The organism is Burkholderia sp. S171 (genome assembly GCF_009766085.1).
Taxonomy (GTDB): Bacteria; Pseudomonadota; Gammaproteobacteria; order Burkholderiales; family Burkholderiaceae; genus Caballeronia.
In genome coordinates this window covers 80,430-102,657 of the sequence record NZ_LMUF01000007.1, presented here as the reverse complement: position 1 = coordinate 102,657, position 22,228 = coordinate 80,430, and the positions used below count along the sequence as shown (strand labels likewise).

General features: G+C 59.9%; 29 protein-coding genes. 1 reads left to right on the top strand and 28 read right to left on the bottom strand.

Annotation, left to right across the window (positions count from 1 at the left end):
- Window positions 1-9: 9 nt before the first annotated feature.
- The gene (locus tag GSQ93_RS03405) at window positions 10-1,233 is read left to right on the top strand and encodes a Do family serine endopeptidase (protein WP_158934241.1); all 1,224 of its coding nucleotides are present in this window, start codon (window positions 10-12) and stop codon (window positions 1,231-1,233) included.
- Between the two features lie 147 nt (window positions 1,234-1,380).
- On the opposite strand, the gene tatC is transcribed toward GSQ93_RS03405, so the two are convergent.
- The 28 genes from tatC to thiS all read right to left on the bottom strand — a co-directional run bounded on the left by tatC (window position 1,381) and on the right by thiS (window position 22,226).
- Entirely contained in the window at window positions 1,381-2,181 is an 801-nt protein-coding gene (tatC, locus tag GSQ93_RS03400) for a twin-arginine translocase subunit TatC (protein ID WP_158934240.1), read from the bottom strand.
- Between the two features lie 69 nt (window positions 2,182-2,250).
- On the bottom strand, window positions 2,251-2,799 hold the full coding sequence (gene tatB, locus GSQ93_RS03395) for a Sec-independent protein translocase protein TatB (RefSeq protein WP_158934239.1): 549 nt from the start codon (window positions 2,797-2,799) through the stop codon (window positions 2,251-2,253).
- A 79-nt stretch (window positions 2,800-2,878) separates the two neighbouring features.
- Window positions 2,879-3,109: a Sec-independent protein translocase subunit TatA gene (gene tatA / locus GSQ93_RS03390; protein WP_158934238.1), complete on the bottom strand. Its 231-nt coding sequence runs from the start codon at window positions 3,107-3,109 to the stop codon at window positions 2,879-2,881.
- Window positions 3,110-3,300: 191 nt separating this feature from the next.
- Window positions 3,301-3,663 carry a histidine triad nucleotide-binding protein gene (locus tag GSQ93_RS03385; protein WP_158934237.1) on the bottom strand — a complete coding sequence of 121 codons (363 nt, stop codon included), beginning with the start codon at window positions 3,661-3,663 and terminating at the stop codon, window positions 3,301-3,303.
- Window positions 3,664-3,717: 54 nt separating this feature from the next.
- Window positions 3,718-4,110 carry a hypothetical protein gene (locus tag GSQ93_RS03380; RefSeq protein ID WP_158934236.1) on the bottom strand — a complete coding sequence of 131 codons (393 nt, stop codon included), beginning with the start codon at window positions 4,108-4,110 and terminating at the stop codon, window positions 3,718-3,720.
- Window positions 4,111-4,155: 45 nt separating this feature from the next.
- Window positions 4,156-4,536: a phosphoribosyl-ATP diphosphatase gene (locus GSQ93_RS03375; protein WP_158934235.1), complete on the bottom strand. Its 381-nt coding sequence runs from the start codon at window positions 4,534-4,536 to the stop codon at window positions 4,156-4,158.
- Complete coding sequence (gene hisI / locus GSQ93_RS03370) at window positions 4,536-4,949, bottom strand: phosphoribosyl-AMP cyclohydrolase (protein ID WP_158934234.1); 414 nt, start codon at window positions 4,947-4,949, stop codon at window positions 4,536-4,538. The genes GSQ93_RS03375 and hisI overlap by 1 nt, the downstream gene beginning before the upstream one ends.
- Window positions 4,950-4,952: 3 nt before the next feature.
- Window positions 4,953-5,726 carry an imidazole glycerol phosphate synthase subunit HisF gene (gene hisF / locus GSQ93_RS03365; protein WP_158934233.1) on the bottom strand — a complete coding sequence of 258 codons (774 nt, stop codon included), beginning with the start codon at window positions 5,724-5,726 and terminating at the stop codon, window positions 4,953-4,955.
- Window positions 5,727-5,983: 257 nt separating this feature from the next.
- Window positions 5,984-6,736: a 1-(5-phosphoribosyl)-5-[(5-phosphoribosylamino)methylideneamino]imidazole-4-carboxamide isomerase gene (hisA, locus tag GSQ93_RS03360; RefSeq protein ID WP_089166109.1), complete on the bottom strand. Its 753-nt coding sequence runs from the start codon at window positions 6,734-6,736 to the stop codon at window positions 5,984-5,986.
- 172 nt (window positions 6,737-6,908) lie between these two features.
- Window positions 6,909-7,559, bottom strand: coding sequence for an imidazole glycerol phosphate synthase subunit HisH (gene hisH / locus GSQ93_RS03355; RefSeq protein ID WP_158934232.1), 651 nt, complete (start codon window positions 7,557-7,559; stop codon window positions 6,909-6,911).
- A gap of 31 nt (window positions 7,560-7,590) precedes the next feature.
- Window positions 7,591-8,211, bottom strand: a complete 621-nt coding sequence (locus tag GSQ93_RS03350) for a MarC family protein (RefSeq protein WP_158934231.1) — start codon at window positions 8,209-8,211, stop codon at window positions 7,591-7,593.
- A gap of 93 nt (window positions 8,212-8,304) precedes the next feature.
- Window positions 8,305-8,892, bottom strand: coding sequence for an imidazoleglycerol-phosphate dehydratase HisB (hisB, locus tag GSQ93_RS03345; protein ID WP_158934230.1), 588 nt, complete (start codon window positions 8,890-8,892; stop codon window positions 8,305-8,307).
- A gap of 29 nt (window positions 8,893-8,921) precedes the next feature.
- Window positions 8,922-9,992 (bottom strand): histidinol-phosphate transaminase, encoded by a 1,071-nt coding sequence (gene hisC / locus GSQ93_RS03340; protein WP_158934229.1) that lies wholly within the window; start codon window positions 9,990-9,992, stop codon window positions 8,922-8,924.
- A gap of 80 nt (window positions 9,993-10,072) precedes the next feature.
- Window positions 10,073-11,398: a histidinol dehydrogenase gene (gene hisD, locus GSQ93_RS03335; protein ID WP_158934228.1), complete on the bottom strand. Its 1,326-nt coding sequence runs from the start codon at window positions 11,396-11,398 to the stop codon at window positions 10,073-10,075.
- A gap of 42 nt (window positions 11,399-11,440) precedes the next feature.
- Window positions 11,441-12,133, bottom strand: a complete 693-nt coding sequence (hisG, locus tag GSQ93_RS03330; RefSeq protein ID WP_158934227.1) for an ATP phosphoribosyltransferase — start codon at window positions 12,131-12,133, stop codon at window positions 11,441-11,443.
- Entirely contained in the window at window positions 12,130-13,398 is a 1,269-nt protein-coding gene (gene murA / locus GSQ93_RS03325; protein ID WP_158934226.1) for a UDP-N-acetylglucosamine 1-carboxyvinyltransferase, read from the bottom strand. The genes hisG and murA overlap by 4 nt, the downstream gene beginning before the upstream one ends.
- Before the next feature lie 131 nt (window positions 13,399-13,529).
- The gene (locus tag GSQ93_RS03320) at window positions 13,530-13,769 is read right to left on the bottom strand and encodes a BolA family protein (protein WP_031362176.1); all 240 of its coding nucleotides are present in this window, start codon (window positions 13,767-13,769) and stop codon (window positions 13,530-13,532) included.
- 39 nt (window positions 13,770-13,808) lie between these two features.
- On the bottom strand, window positions 13,809-14,564 hold the full coding sequence (locus tag GSQ93_RS03315) for an ABC transporter permease (RefSeq protein WP_158934225.1): 756 nt from the start codon (window positions 14,562-14,564) through the stop codon (window positions 13,809-13,811).
- Window positions 14,561-15,487 (bottom strand): ABC transporter ATP-binding protein, encoded by a 927-nt coding sequence (locus GSQ93_RS03310; protein ID WP_158934224.1) that lies wholly within the window; start codon window positions 15,485-15,487, stop codon window positions 14,561-14,563. Before GSQ93_RS03310 ends, GSQ93_RS03315 begins: the two co-directional genes overlap by 4 nt.
- A 221-nt stretch (window positions 15,488-15,708) precedes the next feature.
- Window positions 15,709-15,978, bottom strand: a complete 270-nt coding sequence (locus tag GSQ93_RS03305) for a lipid asymmetry maintenance protein MlaB (protein WP_158934223.1) — start codon at window positions 15,976-15,978, stop codon at window positions 15,709-15,711.
- Window positions 15,975-16,604, bottom strand: a complete 630-nt coding sequence (locus GSQ93_RS03300; RefSeq protein WP_158934222.1) for a phospholipid-binding protein MlaC — start codon at window positions 16,602-16,604, stop codon at window positions 15,975-15,977. Before GSQ93_RS03300 ends, GSQ93_RS03305 begins: the two co-directional genes overlap by 4 nt.
- Before the next feature lie 131 nt (window positions 16,605-16,735).
- Window positions 16,736-17,650, bottom strand: coding sequence for a VacJ family lipoprotein (locus tag GSQ93_RS03295; protein WP_158934221.1), 915 nt, complete (start codon window positions 17,648-17,650; stop codon window positions 16,736-16,738).
- A gap of 97 nt (window positions 17,651-17,747) precedes the next feature.
- Window positions 17,748-18,311: an outer membrane lipid asymmetry maintenance protein MlaD gene (gene mlaD, locus GSQ93_RS03290; protein ID WP_158934220.1), complete on the bottom strand. Its 564-nt coding sequence runs from the start codon at window positions 18,309-18,311 to the stop codon at window positions 17,748-17,750.
- A gap of 118 nt (window positions 18,312-18,429) precedes the next feature.
- Window positions 18,430-19,197: a lipid asymmetry maintenance ABC transporter permease subunit MlaE gene (mlaE, locus tag GSQ93_RS03285; RefSeq protein ID WP_089166121.1), complete on the bottom strand. Its 768-nt coding sequence runs from the start codon at window positions 19,195-19,197 to the stop codon at window positions 18,430-18,432.
- Window positions 19,194-20,012 (bottom strand): ABC transporter ATP-binding protein, encoded by an 819-nt coding sequence (locus GSQ93_RS03280; protein WP_158934219.1) that lies wholly within the window; start codon window positions 20,010-20,012, stop codon window positions 19,194-19,196. Before GSQ93_RS03280 ends, mlaE begins: the two co-directional genes overlap by 4 nt.
- A 116-nt stretch (window positions 20,013-20,128) precedes the next feature.
- Window positions 20,129-21,190: a thiamine phosphate synthase gene (thiE, locus tag GSQ93_RS03275; protein WP_158934600.1), complete on the bottom strand. Its 1,062-nt coding sequence runs from the start codon at window positions 21,188-21,190 to the stop codon at window positions 20,129-20,131.
- 2 nt (window positions 21,191-21,192) lie between these two features.
- On the bottom strand, window positions 21,193-22,005 hold the full coding sequence (locus GSQ93_RS03270) for a thiazole synthase (protein ID WP_158934218.1): 813 nt from the start codon (window positions 22,003-22,005) through the stop codon (window positions 21,193-21,195).
- 23 nt (window positions 22,006-22,028) lie between these two features.
- On the bottom strand, window positions 22,029-22,226 hold the full coding sequence (thiS, locus tag GSQ93_RS03265; RefSeq protein WP_062092273.1) for a sulfur carrier protein ThiS: 198 nt from the start codon (window positions 22,224-22,226) through the stop codon (window positions 22,029-22,031).
- Window positions 22,227-22,228 lie beyond the last annotated feature (2 nt).

Here is a 22,228-nt window from a genome sequence, read left to right as displayed (position 1 = left end):
TTCCATCAAATGCTTAGACGCTTCTGGCTGTTTTTTGCCCAAGCGGTGACCGTGCTTTTGGCGCTGATGTTCATCGTCGCGACCTTGAAACCGCAGTGGCTTCAACGCCAGGGAACGTTCGGCAAGCAACTCGCCGAACCGATCGTCGCGTTGCAGGAAGTTGCGCCGAGCATCGGTTCCCGGCCCGCCCAGTCGTCCTATGCGGATGGCGCGCAGAAAGCGATGCCCGCCGTGGTCAACGTGTTTTCGAGCAAGGACGGCACATTACCGCCCGATCCGCGCGCGAAAGACCCGCTGTTCCGCTATTTCTTCGGCGACAAGAACAAGCGTAAGGGCGACGAAACGCCCGCGTCGAATCTCGGCTCAGGCGTGATTGTCAGCTCCGAAGGCTACATTCTAACGAACCAACATGTCGTCGATGGGGCTGATCAGATCGAAGTTGCCTTGGCTGACGGACGGACGTCGTCGGCGAAAGTGATCGGCGTGGATCCGGAAACCGATCTGGCCGTGCTGAAGATCAACATGACGAACCTGCCCACCATCACGCTCGGCCGCATGGACCAGACGCGCGTGGGCGACGTGGTGCTGGCGATCGGCAACCCGTTCGGGGTCGGGCAGACGGTGACCATGGGGATTGTCAGCGCGCTCGGGCGTAACCACCTCGGCATCAATACCTTCGAGAATTTTATCCAGACCGACGCGGCCATCAACCCGGGTAATTCGGGCGGTGCGCTGGTGGATGTGAACGGTAATCTGCTCGGCATCAATACGGCAATCTATTCGCGCAGCGGCGGCTCGCTCGGGATCGGCTTTGCTATTCCTGTATCGACTGCGCGCAGCGTGCTGGAAAGCATTATCACCACAGGCACGGTCACGCGCGGCTGGATTGGCGTGGAACCGCAGGACGTAACGCCGGAGATCGCGGAATCGTTCGGACTCGAGCAAAAGTCTGGTGCGATCGTGGCGGGCGTATTGCAAGGCGGACCAGCCGACAAAGCCGGCATCAAGCCGGGCGACATCCTGATCAGCATCAACGACGACACCATCACCGACACCACGCGCCTGCTGAATGTTGTCGCGCAGATCAAGCCGGGGACGTCGGTGAAGGTGCATCTGATGCGCAAAAGCAAGGAACTGGACTTGAGCGTGGTGATCGGAAAACGGCCGATGCAGCCCAAGCAACCCCAGCCGCCGGACGATGACAACAATGGTGGAGATCAAAACGACGAGTGAGATGATGGCGTTGACTGCCGCTCGTTGATTTGCAGCATCGCTTGATGTGTGCAAAACCATGCGCACAAATACAAAGGGGCCGTTCCAACTCACGTTTGGAACGGCCCCTTTGCTATCCTGCCCGTTATCCGGTGGCTGCTAAAACCCTCAATCCTCGTCCCGTTTCGCGTCCTCTGCGGCTTCCACTTCCTGCTCCTTGATCTTGTCCTTGCCCACGATCAACCGTGCCGCAATGATGCCGATCTCATAGAGAATGATCAGCGGCACCGCCAGGATCAATTGCGAGAACACGTCAGGCGGCGTCACGACCGCGGAAATCACGAACGCGCCGACAATCACATACGGCCGGATCTGCCGCAACTTCTTGATCGTCACAAACCCCATCCGCGCCAGAATCACCACGATGATTGGCACCTCGAAGGTCACGCCGAACGCGAGGAACATGGTGAGGACGAAGCTCAGGTAATTGTCGATATCCGTCGTCATTTGCGCGCCGAGCGGCGCGTTGTAATGCGCCATCACGCGGAAAATGGTGGGAAATACGACGAAATACGCGAACGCCATGCCGCACAGGAACAGGAAGTAGCTGCTCCCGACCAGCGGCACGACCAGCTTCTTCTCGTGCTGATACAACCCCGGCGCAATAAACGCCCAGATCTGGTACAGCACAATGGGCAGCGCTATGACAAGCGCGACCATCATGGTCACCTTCATAGGCACGAAGAACGAGCCGGTGACGTCGGTGACAATCATCTTGCCGTCCTTCGGCAAGTTTTGCATTAACGGACGCGCGAGCAGCCGGAATATGTCCGGCGCCCAATAAACCAGCCCGATAAACACGACGATGACTGAAGCGCCTGCGCGGATGATGCGGTCACGCAGTTCGACCAGGTGCGAGATAAACGTCTCTTCGACGGGCTCGTCTTTAATCTGTTGCGGGTCGCTCACGCCGGCCCTCTGCTGGGATTCATCGATGGAAGGGAAGTAGGTGTTCGCGCAACGAAAGCGACGCAAACATCAGAGAAACCGCGTGGGACGACGCAGCGCTTCGGGCGTATGCCGCGCGACTCGCGCCGCGCCTGATTGAACGCGCGTCTTGCGCAACGTGGTGCGCTTGTACCAGTTCGGAATGGCGGCCTGCTTGACACGCCAATTCTTGCGTTTCGCGGGCGACGCGTTGCTGCTGCTGAACGTGTTGTCCGGGCTCGAACGCCAGGTATCGCCGGAAACGTGGGGCAGACTCGGGTCGCCACCGCCCGCCACGCTGTCCGACACCGACGTGCCTTGGTTCCAGGCGTCGTTGAGTTCGTTTTCGTGCTGGCGAAGATTATCGTGAATCTTGTTCTCGACATTCGATGCCGCCGTTTCGAATTCGGTCCGCATCTTTTTCAACTCATCAAGCTCCATCTCGCGCGAGACTTCGGCCTTGACGTCATTGATATACCGCTGCGCGCGCCCGAACAGCGCACCTGCCGTTCGTGCCACGCCGGGCAAGCGTTCCGGCCCGAGCACTACCAGCGCGACGACGCCGATCAGCGCCATTTTGGTCAGACCGAGGTCGAGCATGGAATCGAAGATCCTGAGGGTGGCGAGTGGAGGTGGCCGGGGCCGGGCTTACCGTGCTGAATCAACTCAATCAGCTTGATTAGCGGTAGTCGCTCGAACGGGTCTTGTCCTTCGCTTCCACGTCGACCGTACCGTTGCGCGGCAATTCGCGCTGCTCGCCCGGCGTCGTTTCGCCTTCCTTCATACCTTCCTTGAACCCCTTTACCGCGCCGCCCAGATCCCCGCCGATGTTGCGCAGTTTTTTCGTACCGAAAACCAATGCCACGATCAGCAAAACGATCAACCAATGCCAAATGCTCAACGAACCCATGACTGAAAACTCTCCTTAGCTTCGCCGCGCATGTCTCTCGCGACGAACAATGTGGACCTTGCGGCCCGAATCGAAGCACGACGCTCCGATGACTAAACCTATATTTTGCGCGCCCAATATTGCGATGAAAAGACGCTTTCGTTTTCATTACACATTGACCACGCGATCAGGCATATTCGTTAGATGATTCTTCAGCCCATCCGGCGCCACGGCCGTTTCCCGGCAAGGATATGGGCATGAATGTGATACACCTCTTGTCCGCCGCCGGGCCCCGTATTGATGACCGTGCGAAAACCGGTGTCACCACCGGTGTACGCCACACCCAGTTCGTCGGCAAGCCGCGCCGTCAAGCTCAACATTCTACCAAGCAGCGGCGCATCGGCTTCGGTGCAGCTCGACAGCGTCTCAATATGTTTACGCGGGATCACCAGCACATGGACGGGTGCGGCCGGGTTTATGTCGTGAAAAGCAACGAATTCATCGTCCTCATGGACTTTTTTGCTCGGAATTTCTCCCGCAGCGATCTTACAGAAAATGCAGTTCTCTTGGCTCATGTGTGTCGCGGGGTATCCCGATAGGAATGCATGTTGAAGATCAGGCGTTCGGCCTCAAACCCAGGCACCCGGTTGCAATGGCTTGTTCTCGTACAAAAACAGCCAGCCCTTTATAACGCGATAAAGCGTCCAGATGCCGACCACGAACAAAATGGGGAAACCGATAAACACCCAGATCAACGCCACGCCGATCACATGCCCGAGCAACGCCCACCAGAAGGTGCGGATTTGCCATCGAAAATGTGCTTCGTAGGGCGTTCCCGCGACGTCATCGCGTTTCAGGTAATTGATGATGACCGCGATCAGCACGGTCAGTCCACCGGTGAGCCAATACGCGGCGTATAGCGCGTACAGCACGTGGGTCAGCGTGCGCAAGCTGCGCAGACGCTCGGATTCGGGCGAGTTTTGATAAACAGGCGGCGGATAAGGCTCGTACGACTGACTCATTTCATCCTCCTCGGCGACCGGTCGAACGTGATCCAACCGTCCAGCTTAGCCGCCGTTTTCGTTCTGCTCGCGATCGCGGGATTTGCGTAACGCCTTTTCTTCGATCCCCGACATCCCTTCTCGCCTTTCCAGTTCAGCAATGACATCTGCCGGGCTAAGGTCGAAATGGGACAGCATCACGAGACAATGGAACCACAAGTCGGCCACTTCGCCGACAAGCGCCTTGGGTGCGCCGCCGTGTCGCGTGTCCTTGGCGGCCAGCACGACTTCGGTAGCTTCCTCGCCGATCTTCTTGAGAACGGCGTCGTCACCTTTATGAAAGAGTCGGGAAACGTAGGATTGTTCCGGGTCTCCGCCCTTGCGGCTATCGATAATCGCAGCGAGGCGCAGCAACGTGTCTTGCGTGGAAAGCGTGGCTTGAGTCATTACTTATAGATATGTTCGGGGTCCATCAAGACCGGTTCAACAGCGACCCAGTCGCCCGTTTCTACCGATCCTTCGAATTTCTGGAAAAAGCACGAATGACGGCCGGTGTGGCACGCAATGCCCGACACCTGCTCCACTTTCAGCAATACGACGTCTTCGTCGCAGTCGAGCCGGACTTCGTGCACATGCTGAACGTGTCCGGACTCCTCGCCCTTGAACCACAGGCGCTGGCGCGATCGCGAGTAATACACCGCGCGCTTCAATTCGATGGTTTTCGCCAACGCTTCGCGATTCATCCACGCGAACATCAGCACGTCGCCCGTTGTGGATTCCTGCGCGATCACCGGCACAAGGCCGTTCGCGTCCCACTTGACCTTCTCGAGCCAGCCCGCTTCGTCAGTTTGTGCAGTCACCGCTTAAATCCTCACCGAAATACCCTGATCAGCCATGAAGCGTTTCGCCTCGCCGACCGTGTGTTCGCCATAGTGGAAGATGCTGGCGGCCAGCACCGCATCGGCGTGACCTTCGGTGATGCCATCGGCGAGATGCGCGAGCGAGCCCACGCCGCCTGACGCAATGACCGGAATGGAAATAGCGTCGGACACCGCGCGCGTCAGCGCGAGGTCAAAGCCGCTTTTCGTGCCGTCGCGATCCATGCTGGTCAGCAAGATTTCGCCAGCGCCGAATTCCGCCATCTTGCGCGCCCACTCAACCACATCGAGCCCCGTGTTCTTGCGGCCGCCGTGCGTGAATACTTCCCACCGCGGGGTTTCGCCCGCGGCGCTGACGCGCTTGGCATCGATAGCCACCACGATGCACTGCGAGCCATGTTTGTCGGAGGCGTCGCGCACGAGTTGCGGATTCGACACCGCAGATGAATTCATACTGATCTTGTCGGCGCCCGCGTTCAGCAGCCGGCGCACGTCTTCTACCGCGCGCACGCCGCCGCCAACGGTCAGCGGGATAAAAACCTGCGACGCCACTTGTTCGATGATCGGCAGGATCAGGTCACGCTGGTCTGAAGTCGCCGTGATATCGAGGAACGTGAGTTCGTCGGCGCCTTGAGCGTCGTATCGACGAGCAATTTCGACGGGATCGCCCGCGTCGCGCAATTCGAGGAAATTGACGCCCTTGACCACGCGGCCAGCGGTGACGTCGAGACACGGGATGATGCGTTTAGCGAGAGCCATGTTGGTACGAATGCCGTTGCGCTGCGAGTGAGTGCTTAGGATAAGCGGGACGATTGAATCGAAATTGACCGTCGCGGAAAGAAGCGAAACGAAACGCCGCCCCGCGTGAACAGACTTGCGGCGCGGCCTCGATCAGGCTGAGCGGAAAGCCGTCCAGAAGCACATAAGGCGCTTAAATCACGCGTGCGGAAAAGGAAGCCGCGTTGTCAGGTTACCCACGACCGCGCGGCGCCCTCGCAACATGCGGCGACTTAGGCTCAGGCGTCGTCGGCTTCGCGTAGCTTGTCGGCGCGCGCTTGCGCCGCGGCGAAATCCAGATCGCCGGAATAAATCGCGCGCCCGCAAATCACGCCGGAAATGCCTTCGTCTTCCACTTCGCACAGGGAGTCGATGTCGCCCAGGTTCGACAATCCGCCGCTCGCGATCACCGGAATCTTGACGGCTTGCGCGAGGCGCACAGTGGCTTCAATGTTGATGCCCTGTAACATGCCGTCGCGGCCGATATCCGTATAGATGATCGCCTCGCAGCCGTAATCTTCGAACTTGCGGCCGAGGTCGATGACTTCGTGGCCCGTCAGCTTGCTCCAGCCGTCGGTGGCGACCTTACCGTCCTTCGCATCCAGCCCGACGATGATATGACCCGCAAACGCGGTGCATGCATCTTGCAGGAAGCCCGGATTTTTCACCGCTGCCGTGCCGATGATCACGTACTCCAGACCGTCGTCGAGATAGCGCTCGATGGTGTTCAGGTCGCGAATGCCGCCGCCGAGCTGCACCGGGATGTCGTTGCCGACTTCCTTGATGATCGCGCGAATGGCTTCTTCGTTTTTCGGCTTGCCGGCAAACGCGCCGTTCAGGTCGACGAGATGAAGCCGCCGTGCGCCCCGATCGACCCATAGCCGGGCCATTGCCGCCGGATCTTCGGAAAAAATGGTCGCCTGGTCCATATCGCCTTGTTTGAGGCGTACGCACTGACCGTCTTTTAGATCGATGGCCGGAATGAGCAACATAGGAATAGCGTTATCGGATAAGGGTTAATCGAACGGTTGCAAACTTGGGCGCAACGCCCTTGTTTTGCTTGCCGTCTCGCTAGTGTAGTACAACTGATGCGAGGCTCGCCGCTGCAAACGGCATAAGCCAAAACGTCAAACCGCCGCTAAAACAGCACCAAAACCGCGCACTTCACGGTTTCCAGTGTACGAAGTTTCGATACAGCCGCAAGCCCGCGTCCGCGCTCTTCTCCGGGTGAAACTGGGTCGCGAACAAATTGTCCCGGGCGATGGCCGAGGTAAATGGCGCGCCGTACAGCGTTTCGCCGGATGTATGCGCCGGATTGTCCGGGACGCCGTAGTAACTGTGCACGAAATAGAAAAACGATTCGTCGGGCACGCCGTCCCACAGCGCATGCTGCTGCGTCTGACGCACGCGGTTCCAGCCCATCTGCGGGACTTTGAAACGCGAACCGTCATCTTGCAACTGGCCTTCCAGCTCGAAGCGCACGACCTTGCCGGGTATCAGTCCGAGGCCGTTTGTGCCCTTGACGTCCCCTTCCTGGCTCCAGTCGAACAGCATCTGCTCGCCGACACACACGCCCAGCATAGGTTTGTCGCGAGCGGCTTCCATGACGGCTTCCTGCAAACCCGACGCGCCAAGATGCGCCATGCAGTCACGCATGGCGCCCTGTCCCGGCAGCACGACGCGGTCAGCTGCGCGGATCGCTTCGGGCTGCCCAACGATCGCCACGTCCGCTTCCGGCGCGGCCTTGCGGAGCGCCTGATACACGGAGCGCAGGTTGCCCATGCCGTAGTCCACGATTGCTATCGAAGTTTTCATCGAAGTATTCAATTCAGCACGTTTCAGAACGCTATTTCAAAGAGGGCAGCAACGCCTTCAATCCATTAACGATAAATTCCACCGCCAGCGCCGACAGCATCAAGCCCATCAGCCGCGTACCAATGTTAATGCCGGTGCGTCCGACCCAGCGCGCAATGGGTTCGGCGAGCATCAACGCGCCGAAACACAGCGCCGCCAGCACCGCGCCGATCACGACCAGCCCGAGCCGGTCATACCAATGCGCCACACTTGCAGAATAGACGATCACCGTGCTGATGGAGCCCGGCCCCGTCAGCAGCGGAATGGCGAGCGGCACGACCGCGATGCTGTTTTTCATCTCGGCTTCGTGCCGCTCTTCCGGCGTGGAGCGCGCGTTGCCGACCTGGGCGTTCAACATGTTGATCGCCATCAACAACATGATGATGCCGCCGCCCACTTCAAGGGAGCCAACGGAAATCCCGAAGAACGCGATGATCTGCTGCCCAAGCAGCGCCGTCACGGCAATCACGCAGAAGACCGAAATGGACGCGATCCGGATCGTGCCGGCCTTTTCCGAGCTCGACATGTCGGTCGTCAAGCTCAGGAAAAACGGGATCGCGCCGACCGGATTGATCAGCGCGAGCAACGAAATGAACGATTTGAGTAGATTCATCGCAGGCCGGCATGGCTCGTATCGACGCGGACGGCCCGGACGCGCTTGGAAACACGTCCGATAAATGCCGGTTTCGCGTTATTTAGAAGGCGCTTAAAGGCTGCCCTTGGTCGATGGAATCTGCCCCGCCGCGCGCTCGTCCAGCTCAACAGCCATGCGCAACGCGCGGCCGAATGCCTTGAAGACGGTTTCCACCTGATGATGCGCATTGATACCGCGCAAATTGTCGATGTGCAGCGTCACGCCCGCATGATTCACGAAGCCGCGGAAGAATTCGATGGTGAGATCGACGTCGAACGTACCAATGCGCGCACGCGTGAACGGGACGTGAAACTCCAGTCCCGGGCGGCCCGAAAAATCGATCACCACGCGTGACAGCGCTTCGTCGAGCGGCACGTAGGAATGGCCGTAACGGCGAATGCCCTTGCGGTCGCCGATCGCCTTCGCCACCGCCTGACCCAGCGTGATACCCGTGTCTTCCACCGTGTGGTGGTCATCGATTTCGAGGTCGCCATGCGCTTCGACTTCGAGGTCGATGAGCCCGTGACGCGCGATCTGGTCGAGCATGTGGTCGAGAAACGGCACACCGGTGGCAAGCTTTTGCTTGCCGGTGCCATCCAGGTCGAGCTTCACACGGATCTGCGTTTCGCTGGTGTTGCGAACGACTTCCGCAATGCGCATGGTGTTTCCTTCGAGACTTTTAAGAGATTTCAGTGCAGCGCGAGTTTCAGAGCGGCGATCATTTGCGCATTCTCTTCTGCCGATCCGACCGTCAAACGCACGCAATTCGCCAATAACGGATGCATTTTACTCACGTTTTTGATCAAAACCCGCGATGTCAGCAGGGTTTCGAAGACGGCAGCGGCATCGGGAACGCGGACGAGCAGGAAGTTGCCGGCACTCGGGAAAACGGTCGCGCCGGGCAGCGCCTTGATGGCGTCTTCCAGACGCGTGCGCTCGGCACGGAGTTCGGTGGCCTGGGCATCGAGCACGTCGAGGTGATCAAGCATGAAATCCGCCGCAGCTTGCGTCAGCACATTGATGTTGTACGGCGGGCGCACTTTGTCGAATTCCGTCGTCCATGACGCCTTTCCCGCCAGATAACCCAGGCGAATACCCGCCAGACCGAGCTTCGACATGGTCCGCATCACGACCACGTTGTCGAAATCAGCGGCGCGCGGCAGCCAGCTTTGCTGGGCGAACGGTTGATACGCTTCATCGATCACAACCAGGCTATTCGATGCCGCCGCGATCACGCATTCAATGTCCGCGTCGTCGTAAAGCGTGCCGGTCGGGTTGTTCGGATACGCGAGATACACCAGCGCCGGATTGTGCGTTTCGATTGCGGCGATCAGCGCATCGACATCGAGTGTGAAGTCTTCATTCAACGGCACGCCGATAAACTCAAGCCCCGCGAATTTCGCCGACATCTCGTACATGACAAAGCCGGGAACCGGCGCAACGACGGCGCCGCCGGGTTTCGCGCACGCCATCGACATCATGCTGATCAATTCGTCCGAACCGTTGCCGAGCAGCAATTCGCACGCGGCAGGCACCTCCATGACGCGCTTGATCTTCTCGATTAACGCGGTCGGGCGCGGTTCCGGGTATCGGTTCAACGCGACGTCCGCTAGCCGTTCGCCCAATTCAGCAGCCAGCTTCTCCGGCAACCGATACGGATTTTCCATCGCGTCGAGCTTCACGAGGCCGGTTGAGTTCGGCACGGGATAACACGTCATTGCAAGGACGTCGGGGCGCAGAATGTCTTGTGGTCTTGTCATGGTATTGCCGGACTCCAGCGCCGGACGTTGGGCGGCTCTAAGGCCGCCTCTGTGTTTAACTCGATTGGCGTCGTTATTTGTTACTGCGACGTATTTTTCATCCGATATTCAGCGCTGCGCGCATGCGCCTGCAGGCCTTCGCCATACGCCAGTTCGGCTGCAATCTCGCCGAGCGTCTGCGCGCCTTCCGCGCTGACTTCAATGACGCTTGAGCGCTTGATGAAGTCGTACACGCCCAGCGGCGATGAAAACCGCGCGGTACGTGATGTCGGCAGAACGTGGTTCGGTCCCGCGCAGTAATCGCCGAGACTTTCGCTCGTGTAGCGGCCGAGGAAGATCGCGCCCGCGTGCCGGATCTGCGCCGCCCAGTGATGCGGATCGAGCGCGGAAATTTCGAGGTGTTCCGGTGCGATGTCGTTGGCGATCGCGCAGGCTTCGTTCATATCCGCGACCTTGATCAGCGCGCCGCGGTCTTCGAGCGAACGCTGGATCACATCGCGACGCGGCAACGTGGGCAGCAATTCATTGATCGCGTCTTCCACGCGCTGGATAAATGTCGCGTCCGGACACAGCAAAATGGATTGCGCGAGTTCGTCGTGCTCGGCTTGCGAGAACAGGTCCATCGCGACCCAGCGCGGGTCCGTAGTCCCGTCGCAGATGATCAGGATTTCCGACGGCCCCGCGATCATGTCGATACCCACCGTGCCGAACACGCGCCGTTTCGCCGATGCCACGTACGCGTTGCCCGGGCCGCAGATTTTATCGACGGCAGGAATGGTTTGCGTGCCGTAGGCCAGCGCGCCAATCGCCTGCGCGCCGCCGATGGTGAACACGCGATCCACGCCGCCCAGCAGCGCCGCCGCCAGCACCAGCGGATTTTTCACGCCGTCCGGCGTGGGCACGACCATCACGATTTCCTTCACGCCGGCCACACGCGCGGGAATCGCGTTCATCAGCACCGACGACGGATACGCCGCCTTGCCGCCCGGCACGTAGATACCAGCGCGATCCAGCGGCGTGACCTTCTGGCCGAGCACCGTGCCGTCGGCTTCCGTGTACTGCCAGCTATGGCTGCCGCACTCAATTCGCTGTTTCTCGTGATAACCGCGCACGCGCGCCGCCGCTGCTTCCAGCGCAGCGCGACGTTTCGGAACGAGCCCTTCAAGCGCCGCTTCCAGTTGAGCCTGGGGCAATTCCAGCGACGCAACGCTCTCGGCTTTCAGCCGGTCGAACTTGTTCGTGTAGTCCAGGACAGCGTCGTCGCCACGCGTTTTGACATCGGTCAGAATCTGCGCGACCGAGCGCTCAATGGCTTCGTCCTCGCTCGCCTCGAACGCGAGCACCGCGTGCAGCGCCGTGTGAAAACCGTTGGCGCTGGAATCGAGTTTGCGAATCTTGATAGACATGCTGGTATCCGGTTGTTTGCCCTGCTTGGTTCTGCTCTGCTTTTACGCGCCAACCGATGCGCGTTCGAACGCATCGAGATACGGTTTCAATGCGGCGCGCTTCAACTTCAGCGCGGCCTGATTGACGACCAGACGCGACGATATTTCCATGATTTCTTCAACTTCGACCAAATCATTCGCGCGCAATGTATTACCTGAACTGACCAGGTCGACAATGGCATCGGCCAGGCCGACCAGCGGCGCCAGTTCCATCGAACCGTACAGCTTGATCAGATCGACGTGAACGCCCTTCGCCGCGAAATGCTCACGTGCCACTTCAACATATTTTGTCGCGATGCGCAGCCGTGCACCCTGGCGCACGGCGGTTTCGTAATCGAAGCCGTTCTTCACCGCCACCGACATCCGGCAGCGCGCAATGTTCAGATCGATCGGTTGATACAAACCGCCGCCGCCATGCTCGATCAACACGTCCTTCCCTGCCACGCCGAAGTCGGCCGCGCCGTATTCGACGTAGGTCGGGACATCGGTTGCACGCACAATGATCACGCGCAAATTCGGGTTCGTGGTCGGCAAGATCAGCTTGCGCGACGTCTCGGGATCTTCCGTCACTTCCACCCCGGCTGCGGCGAGCAGCGGCAGGGTTTCATCGAAGATGCGTCCCTTCGATAACGCCAGCGTCAACATCGCGCTAGCCGGCACCGAACTCAACGACTGGGAAGTTTGCAGCGAACTCATTGCTCGCCTCCGCTACCCTTGATGCGCCGCACGTTCGCGCCAACTGCCGTCAGCTTGCTTTCCATCCGGTCGTAGCCGCGATCAAGGTGATAGATACGATCAATCAGCGTTTCGCCTTCCGCGCACATGGCCGCAATCACCAGACTCGCCGATGCCCGCAGATCAGTCGCCATCACCTTCGCGCCCGACAGTTTCTGCACGCCGGTGACCAGCGCCGTATTACCGTCGACAGTGATGCTCGCGCCCAGCCGGTTCAATTCCTGCACGTGCATGAAGCGGTTTTCGAAGATGGTTTCCACCGCTTGCGACGTGCCGGTCGCAAGCGTGTTGAGCGCCATGAACTGAGCCTGCATGTCGGTGGGGAACGCCGGATATTCCGATGTCCGGAAACTGACCGCTGTCGGACGTTTATCCATCCGTACGCGAAGCCAGTTCTCGCCTTCTTCAATAGATACACCCGCTTCGTGCAGCTTTTCAATCACTGCTTCGAGCAACGAAGGATTCACGTTGCGCAACGTGACGTCGCCGCCGGTAGCCGCGACCGCGCACAGAAACGTACCCGCTTCAATGCGATCCGGCACCACCGAATGACGCGCGCCATGCAACTTGTCGACGCCCTGAATCACCAGCCGGTCCGACCCGATCCCATCGATCTTCGCGCCCATCGCGACGAGCAGATTCGCGAGATCGCTGACTTCCGGCTCGCGCGCCGCGTTTTCGATGACCGTTTCGCCTTCCGCCAGCACCGCCGCCATCAGCAGGTTTTCCGTGCCGGTGACGGTAATCATGTCGGTGACAATGCGCGCGCCCTTCAGCCGCTTCGCCCGCGCTTCAATGAAACCGTGTTCGATCGTAATCTCGGCGCCCATCGCCTGAAGGCCCTTGATGTGCTGGTCGACGGGACGCGCGCCGATTGCGCAGCCGCCCGGCAACGACACCTTCGCTTCGCCGAAACGTGCGAGCAGTGGCCCGAGCACAAGAATGGATGCGCGCATGGTCTTGACCATTTCATACGGCGCGACCAGATTGTCGACCTTCGATGCATTCAGCCAGACTTTCCCGTCCGCTGATTCGGAACGCACGCCCATCTGGTTGAGCAATTTGAGCATCGTGCGCACGTCTTGCAGGTTGGGCACGTTTTCCAGATGCACGTCGTCCGCCGTGAGCAGACTGGCGCAAAGAATGGGCAGCGCCGCGTTCTTCGCACCCGATACGACGATTTCGCCCGAGAGCTTTGCGCCCCCGACAATCACGAGTTTGTCCATGCTTGGCGTTCCTTCTACGGAGCTTCCTGCTGCGGCGCCGTTATCGGCGCTGCGGTTGTCTTGAGTGAATCGCACTAAATTTTCAGCCAGTCGGTTACGGGTGATGCTTTAACAATAAATGTGAAGAACGCTCAGACGGGTTTCCACTCGGCCGGAGTCAGCGTTTTCATGCTCAGCGCGTGGATTTCCGCGCGCATGCGGTCGCCGAGCGCCGCGTAGACGAGTTGATGGCGAGCGATGGGCCGCTTGCCTTCGAATGCGTCGCTCACGATGGTCGCGAAGAAATGCTGGCCGTCGCCTTCTACTTCGACATGCTGGCAAGCGAGGCCGCCAGCAATGTATTCCTTCACTTGTTCCGGAGTCGGCAACATGGAAGTCTCCTGAAAATTAAGCGAATTGATGGATAACGATCAATGACGCAGTTTGTAACCACTTGCCAGCAAGCGCACCGCGATTGCCGCCAGGACGATGAAGAACCCGCCAACAATGCCCAGGCTCGCGAGCGGACTGACGTCGGACATGCCGAAGAAGCCGTATCGGAAACCGTCGATCATGTAGAAGAACGGATTCAGCCGCGACACTTCGCGCCAGATCGGCGGCAGCGTATGGGTGGAGTAAAACACGCCGGACAGGAAAGTCAGCGGCATGATCAAAAAGTTTTGGAATGCCGCGAGCTGGTCGAATTTATCCGCCCAGACGCCGGCGATCAATCCGAGGGTTCCTAGAATTGCAGAACCGAGGATCGCAAAACCCAGAATGTAGAACGGCGCGGCGAAACTCATGGGAATGAACCACACCGTGACGACAAACACGCCAAAACCAACCGCAATCCCACGCACGACCGACGCGAGCACATAGGCAAAATACATTTCCCAGTGCGACAGCGGCGGCAACAAGACGAACACGAGGTTGCCCGTGATCTTCGACTGGATCAGCGACGACGAACTGTTCGCGAACGCGTTCTGCAACACGCTCATCATGACCAGGCCCGGCACGAGAAAGCTCGTGTAGGCCACGCCCGGATAAACCTCGACGTGATTCGTGAGCGCGTGCCCGAAGATCATCAGGTACAAAAGCGCCGTGATAACCGGCGCGAGCACTGTTTGAAACCCAACTTTGTAGAAGCGCAGGAGTTCTTTGTAGAACAGGGTACGAAAGCCGCTCATGAAAGGCCCTCGATCACTTCCGGCTCGTTCATTACCTGCACGAACACATCCTCAAGATCGGCTTTGCGCACATCGATTTCATCGAACGTGCAGCCTGCTGCGCGGCATTTCGCCAGAATCGGCTCAACTTCATCATAGTTTGCAAGCCGCAACAAATGATTGGTCCCGGAGGTTGCACGCGGATCGACTTCCAGCGCGCGCAACTCGGCGGGCAATACGCCCTGCGAGAAACGCAACGAAAGCTGCATTCCAGCAAAGCGCTGCAACAACGTGCTCGTTCGTTCAAGTGCGACGACTTCTCCACGACGCAGCATGGCGAGCCGGTCGCACAGCGCCTCGGCTTCTTCAAGATAGTGCGTGGTCAGCACGATGGTATGGCCTTCGCGGTTCAGCCGGGAGATGAACTTCCAGAGCGTCTGGCGCAATTCGACATCGACGCCCGCGGTTGGCTCGTCGAGCACGATCACCGGCGGCTTGTGGACCAGCGCCTGGGCCACCAGCACACGACGTTTCATGCCGCCTGAGAGTGCGCGTGTGTTGACGTCGGCTTTCTCGGTGAGATCGAGATTGGCCATGATTTCGTCGATCCAGTCGTCATTCTTGCGCAGCCCGAAATAGCCTGACTGGATGCGCAGCGACTCGCGGACGGTGAAAAACGGATCGAACACGAGCTCCTGCGGCACCACGCCCAGCGAGCGGCGCGCCTGGCGGAAGTCGGTGACCACATCGTGGCCGAGCACGGAAATGGCCCCGCTATCGGCGCGCGCGAGTCCCGCGAGGATGCTGATGAGGGTCGTTTTACCGGCGCCGTTGGGGCCGAGCAGGCCGAAAAACTCGCCTTCTTCTACGACGAGGTTCACGCCTTTGAGCGCTTGCAGCTCTTTATAGCGCTTTTTGACGTTGCGTATTTCTATGGCTGACATGACTTGTGCGCGCGCCGGCGGGGCTGCGCCTCGATGTGTGCGGATCGGAACCGGAATCGGCCTTTACAGAAGTGAAAGGCGGATAGCAGGCCGAAAAAACGGTTGATTATAGGCCAAACGGGGTGGAGGTTCGCCGACAAGCGAGTCCAGAACAACCCTGCAAACCCTGCAAGGCGCGTTCGATGGATATCGAAACGCGCCGGTGATTCAGCGGGACAGGATCAATGTCGGAAGGTGAGGAGCGTATCGACGCCATAGGCTTGCGCGAGACTGGCAAGCCCGGAGGGAAGGTTGACAACCGTGAGCGCCGCACCGCGCGACGACGCCGCGCGCTGCCATGCGAGCAGCACGGCGAGCGCCGACGAATCGAATTGCTTGAGCGACGCGCAATCCACTTCGGTTGCGCCGGCGGCGATCCGCGACAAACCTGCGTCGAGCGCGCTTCTTGCGCTCTCGTGCGTGAGCGTCGCGGCGGTTTCGAAGCGACTCACGATGCCTTGCCGCTCGCCAGTTGCTGGTTACGCTGCGTGAGGAATTGCACCAGCCCGTCCACGCCGTGTTGCTGGATCTGCTCGTTGAACTGCTGCTGGTAAGCCTGGATCAGCCACGCGCCCAGGACGTTGATGTCATAGACCTTCCAGCCCTGCGGCGTCTTGTACAGACGGTAGTCGAGTTCGATCGGCGAACCGTTGTTCAGCACCACCGAACGCACCACCACGTCGGTGTCGCTCGGATCTGCGCGGAACGGCTTGTATTGAACCTGTTGATCGCGAACCTGCGCCAGCGCACCCGAATACGTGCGGATCAGCAGCATCTTGAATTGCTCGACGATGTCTTTCTGCTGCTGCGGCGTAGCCGTGTTCCAGTTGCGTCCCATCACGAGACGCGTGGTACGCGTGAAGTCCGTGTACGGCAGGATCTTCTCGTTCACCAGTTGCGTGATGCGCGTGATGTTGCCCGACTGGATCTGCTTGTCAGCCTTGATCTGGTCGAGCACTTGCGACGTTACCGTCTTGACCAGCCCGTCCGGGGTGGACATGTCGGCAGCCTGCGCGAACGCACCGCTGCAAAACGCCATCAACACAGCAAACAGGGGAAGTAGAAATAGTTTTTTCATTACGGACTCTGCAAAAAAAGTGGCCTGAGTTTGAGCGTGGTGTTCAGCATGAGTTCATCTCCCACGCCCATTCAGCCATCGAAATGCTTTCGTTATATTACCGGGCCGTCATCTTGCGCGCTTAAAGCACCCTAACGCAGCTTGAACGACGGGAATGACGGAATTCGCGGAGGCACCATCTGGTCCGGCCGCACTGAAGTCGCGCCGGGCTCGCTCGCGGCAGCCGCATCGGAGGCCGCTACCGGTCCCGAGGCCGACGCAACCGGCGCCGCTGTGGTTGCTGAAGCAGGCGCCGCGCCTGCTGCCGGGGTACTGTCTACATCTTCGTACTTCGGCAGAGCGTCGTTGCTGTCGCTCGTTCCGTTATTGCCGCTAATCAGGTACTGACGGCGTTGCAGATACGCATTGCGAATGAACGAATATTTGTCGAGCGCAGCACCTGACAGCACATCGCCGGCGCCCAGCAGGTTAGCCCGCGTGTTGACCAGTTGCACGCCAAAGAGCGTGGTGCGGAACCAGGTCGGATCCACATAGCTCGTCACGCTGCCGAAATAATCGACAACCGTGCCCGCTGTATCGCGCACCGTGCTGGGTCCCAGCAACGGCAACACGACATACGGACCCGCGGGCACGCCGTAATGGCCGAGCGTCAAGCCAAAGTCCTGGGTGTGCTTCGGTAGCCCGGCAACACTCGCCACGTCGAACAAGCCCGCCACGCCGAAGATCGAGTTCATCACCACGCGCATGATGTCCGACACGCCGTCTGCAATCTTCAACTGCACCAGATTGTTCGCAGCCGTATAAATATCGCCGATATTGCCAAAGAAGTTCGTGACGCTGTCGCGCACCGGCTGCGGCGTAACGTACACGTAGCCCTTCGCAATCGGCTTGAGCGCGACTTCATCGATCTTGTCGTTGATCGTGAACATCGTCCGGTTGTAACTTTCGAACGGATCGCCCTTGGTCGGCGTGGTGACGGTTGCACACCCGGCAAGCACCGCCACCGCGACCATCACAGCCGCGCTACTTATGCGCATTGCCTGCATTTGTTTTTCTCCTTATTGATGCTGACCCGAAGGCCGGCCCGTACTGCGAGATCGGCTTGCCTTCGACTGCCTGGAATCTGGAATTACCCGGCGCGGCTCACTGAGCAGCCGCGCTCGCACCCATCGCGCTCGCGGCGCCCGGGAATGCAGGCGCCGCGGGGGCGGCAGGTGCAGCCGGCGTTGCGGGGCTCTTTGATGCGCCCGAATCCGCCGCCTTGTTGTACAGGAACTGCCCGATCAAATTCTCAAGAACAACCGCCGATTGCGTCATCGAAATGGTGTCGCCCGCTTTGAGCATCTGGTCGTCGCCGCCCGGCTCCAGGCCGATGTACTGCTCGCCGAGCAAGCCCGACGTCAGGATCTTCGCGGACGAATCCTTCGGAAACTGATATTGCTTGTCGAGATTGATGGTGACCAACGCCTGATACGTGTTCTGGTCAAAACCGATCGAATCCACGCGGCCGACCGTCACGCCCGCGCTCTTCACCGGCGCGCGCGGCTTCAGTCCGCCGATATTGTCGAATTTCAGCTTGACCGGGTAGGTCGGCTGAAACGACAGCGAACTCATGTTGCCCGCTTTCAACGCAAGGAATAACAGCGCTACGAAGCCCAGCACCACGAAGAGGCCGACCCAAAAGTCGAGAGCAGCAGTCTTTTTCATCGTCTTCCCAAAGAATCTTGTCGCAGTTTTTTGTGTGAAGGACTGTGCCCTTCACAACGTCCACGAACCGGTGAACCGAATCGCCACGCAACGAGCGCCGCGATTCCGCCCGGAGTAGTCAGTTGAACATCAGCGCGGTCAGCAGGAAATCCAGCCCGAGCACGGCGAGCGACCCGTACACCACCGTTTTCGTGGTCGCGCGCGACACGCCTTCCGGCGTCGGCTGGGCTTCATAACCCTGGAACAACGCAATGAACGTGACGGCGAAGCCGAACACCAGGCTCTTGATCACGCCGTTGCCTACGTCGCTCCATACGTCGATGCCGCCTTGCATCTGGGACCAGAACGCGCCCGAATCCACGCCGATCATCAGCACGCCGACCACATAACCACCGAAAATGCCGACCGCGCTGAAAATGGCGGCCAGAACCGGCATGGCGATGATGCCCGCCCAGAAGCGCGGCGCGACCACCACCTTGAGCGGATCGACGGCCATCATTTCCATGGCGGTGAGCTGCTCGCCGGCTTTCATCAGGCCGATCTCGGCCGTCAGCGACGTCCCCGCGCGGCCCGCGAACAGCAACGCGGTCACCACCGGCCCGAGTTCGCGCACCAGCGACAGCGCGACCAGGAGGCCGAGCGCTTGCTCGGAGCCGTATCGGTTAAGGGTGAGATAACCCTGCAAACCGAGCACGAAACCCACGAACAAGCCCGACACCGCGATGATCAACAGCGAATAATTACCGACAAACAGGATCTGTTTCGTGACAAGGCGCGGCCGGCGCATCAACGGAAAGAATTCGACGACCAGGCGCAGGAACATGCGCGTGGCGTAACCAATAGTGCCGAAGCTGCCGAGCACCGACCGTCCGATGGCGCTGATCATGGCTTTGCTCCCAGTCCAAAGTCCGCCGCCAGCGGCGACGTGCTTGGATAGTGAAATTTGAACGGCCCGTCCGGCGTACCGTCGATAAATTGCCGAATCGACGGATCCTGCGACGCCCGCAACTCAGCCGGCGTGCCTTCAGCCAAAACGCCGCCATTCGCGATGAAATACACATAATCGGCAATGGCGAACGATTCCGGCACGTCGTGCGTCACCAGAATGGACGTGGCGCCGAGCGCACTGTTCAGCGTGCGGATCAAAGCAGCCGTGATGCCGAGCGAAATGGGATCGAGACCGGCAAACGGCTCGTCGTACATCATCAATTCGGGATCCAGCGCAATAGCGCGGGCAAGCGCCACGCGGCGAGCCATCCCACCCGATATCTCCGACGGCGCGAGATCACGCGCACCGCGCAAACCGACCGCGTTGAGTTTCATCAGCACGAGGTCACGCAGGAGTTCTTCGGGGAGATCGGTGTGTTCGCGCAGCGGGAACGCGACGTTATCGAATACGGATTGGTCGGTGAACAGCGCGCCGAACTGGAACAGCATGCCCATTTTGCGGCGAAGCTCGTAAAGGCCGTCGCGCGTCTGGGTGCCGACGTCCTTGCCGCCGAACAACACCTGGCCGCGTTTAGCCTTCACCAACCCGCCGATCAAGCGCAGCACGGTCGTCTTGCCACAGCCGGAACCGCCCATGACAGCCACGACCTGACCGCGCTTAAAGCGCATGTTCAGGTTCGATAATACGAGCCGGTCGCCGTAGCCGAAATCGACGTCGCGAAGCTCTAGCAAGGTCTCGGGAGGAGCTGACACGGGGGCTGACAATCCTTTTACGCAAGAGGCCGGATTATAGGGCCTCTACGCAACAGGTGTCGTGGCGGCCCTTTCCGACTGGTTGAACGGCTGAATTTTTTTCCGAATCCGGGCCATTATCGCCCGAATTCCTGTTGCAGCGCAGAAATGGCGGCCGCCAGATCCGGTGCTTCTGTAACGGCCCGCACGACTGCTGCGCTTCCGACGCCGGTTGACATAATTTGTCGCAAAACCGGGCCGTTGATGCCGCCAATTGCAACGAGCGGCACGATGCCGTCGAGCAAGTGCACATAACGCGCCAAACGCGACACACCTTGTGGCGCCGTCGGCATGATTTTCGTCGTGGTCGGGAACACCGCGCCGAGCGCGAGATAGCTCGGCTTGAAATGCAGCGCCTTGAGCATTTCATAGTAGCCATGCGTCGACAGGCCCAGGCGTAAGCCCGCTTCGGCGATTGCGTTCAGGTCGGCCGTCTCGACGTCTTCCTGCCCGAGATGCACGCCGTACGCGCCCGCCTTGATCGCTTCCTGCCAATGATCGTTGATAAAAAGCTGCGCCTTGTGCTTCGCGCCCGCAGCCACCGACCGTTCGATTTCCTGCTTCAGATCGCCGGAATCGGTAGTCTTGCGGCGTAATTGCGCCGTTTGGACGCCCTGGTCGAGAACGCGTTCAACCCAATCCGCACTCGGCAGGACAGGATATAGGCCCAGCCTGTCCGGGCATTGGGGGAAAGGCTTTGAAGGCGGCGCCGGCAAATTTGCGACCTTCGGGAACGTGAAAAAATCGACGGGCCACGCATCGAGTTGGTCCAGATTGGCCGGGCGCCATGCAAGCGCCAGCACCAGCGCGTCGTGGGGCTCAAAACCACAATCAAGGAACGCGGCCAGCGCGGCCGGCCAATCATCCGACCATTCGCCCTGCAGCGCGTAGTCGACGTTATCTAAATGTAGCGTCGCCCGGCCCGGATCTACTTCCAGCCGCCCGACTCCCTCCGGCAACGGCTTAACGCCTGAGCCTACGATCAAATCACCCGAGCGCGGATGATCCGGTTCGCTCAGGCAAATGCGCCATTGCTTCGATCCCGCCGGCCACTCGCCCAGCCGCCGCCGGATTCGCTCGGCGGCTTCCAGCAGTTCATCGGCGGGGGGCCAAAATACTTCCTTATCCAGCAACACCATACTCATGCAGCACTCCCGTCTTGATGCCAGAACGGCATGCCGACCACCGGCGTGCTCGCTTGTGCGCTATCACGCTCGGCCATCGGCCCGGCGAGATAGGCCATCCGCCCCGCCTCGACGCCCAACGCAAACGCACGCGCCATCTGCGGCGGAAACGTCGCCTGTGAGACGGCCGTGTTCAGCAACACGCCGTCGAAACCCCACTCCATCACCTGACACGCATGCGACGGCACGCCAAGACCCGCATCGACGATAAGCGGCACATCCGGCAGCCGCTCACGCAGCGTGCGCAATCCGTAGGGATTCGTCACCCCTTTCCCGGTTCCGATCGGCGCGCCCCAAGGCATCAACGCCTCGCAGCCGACATCAAGCAGACGCCGGCCGATGACCAGGTCCTCCGTGCAATACGGCAGCACTTTGAAACCTTCGCGGATCAGGATTTCCGCCGCTTCCACGAGGCCGATGGGATCGGGCTGCAGCGTGTAGTCGTCGCCGATCAGTTCAAGCTTCAGCCACGGGGTATCGAAGAGTTCACGCGCCATGCGCGCCGTGGTCAGCACTTCGTCCACGGTCTGGCAACCGGCCGTGTTGGGCAGCAACGCGACGCCGTGACGCTTGAGGACATCGAAGAAACCGGCTTCGCCCGTGTTCGATTGCCGCCGCAGCGCGACGGTGACCATGCCGGGACGGGCGGCATCGATGGAATCCGACAGCGATTGCAGCGACGGATAGCGCGACGTTCCCAGCAGCACCCGGCTCGGGAACGACGTGCCGTAGAGCGTGAGGGTATCGGCTGTGGTGATGGTGGAAGTCATGATTCGATTCCTGTTAGTTACGCTCAGCCGCCGGCGACCGGCGAGACGATGTCAAGTTTGTCGCCGGCGGCAAGCGCCTTCGATGCGTGTTCGCCACGCGCGACGAATTGCCCGTTCAGTGCCACGGCGAACGGCGGTTTTGCGCCGAAGGCCGCGAGGGCGTCGGTGACGGTGGCCGCGTCGGGCATGGAGAAAGGCTGCTGATTGATGTGAATGTTCATGA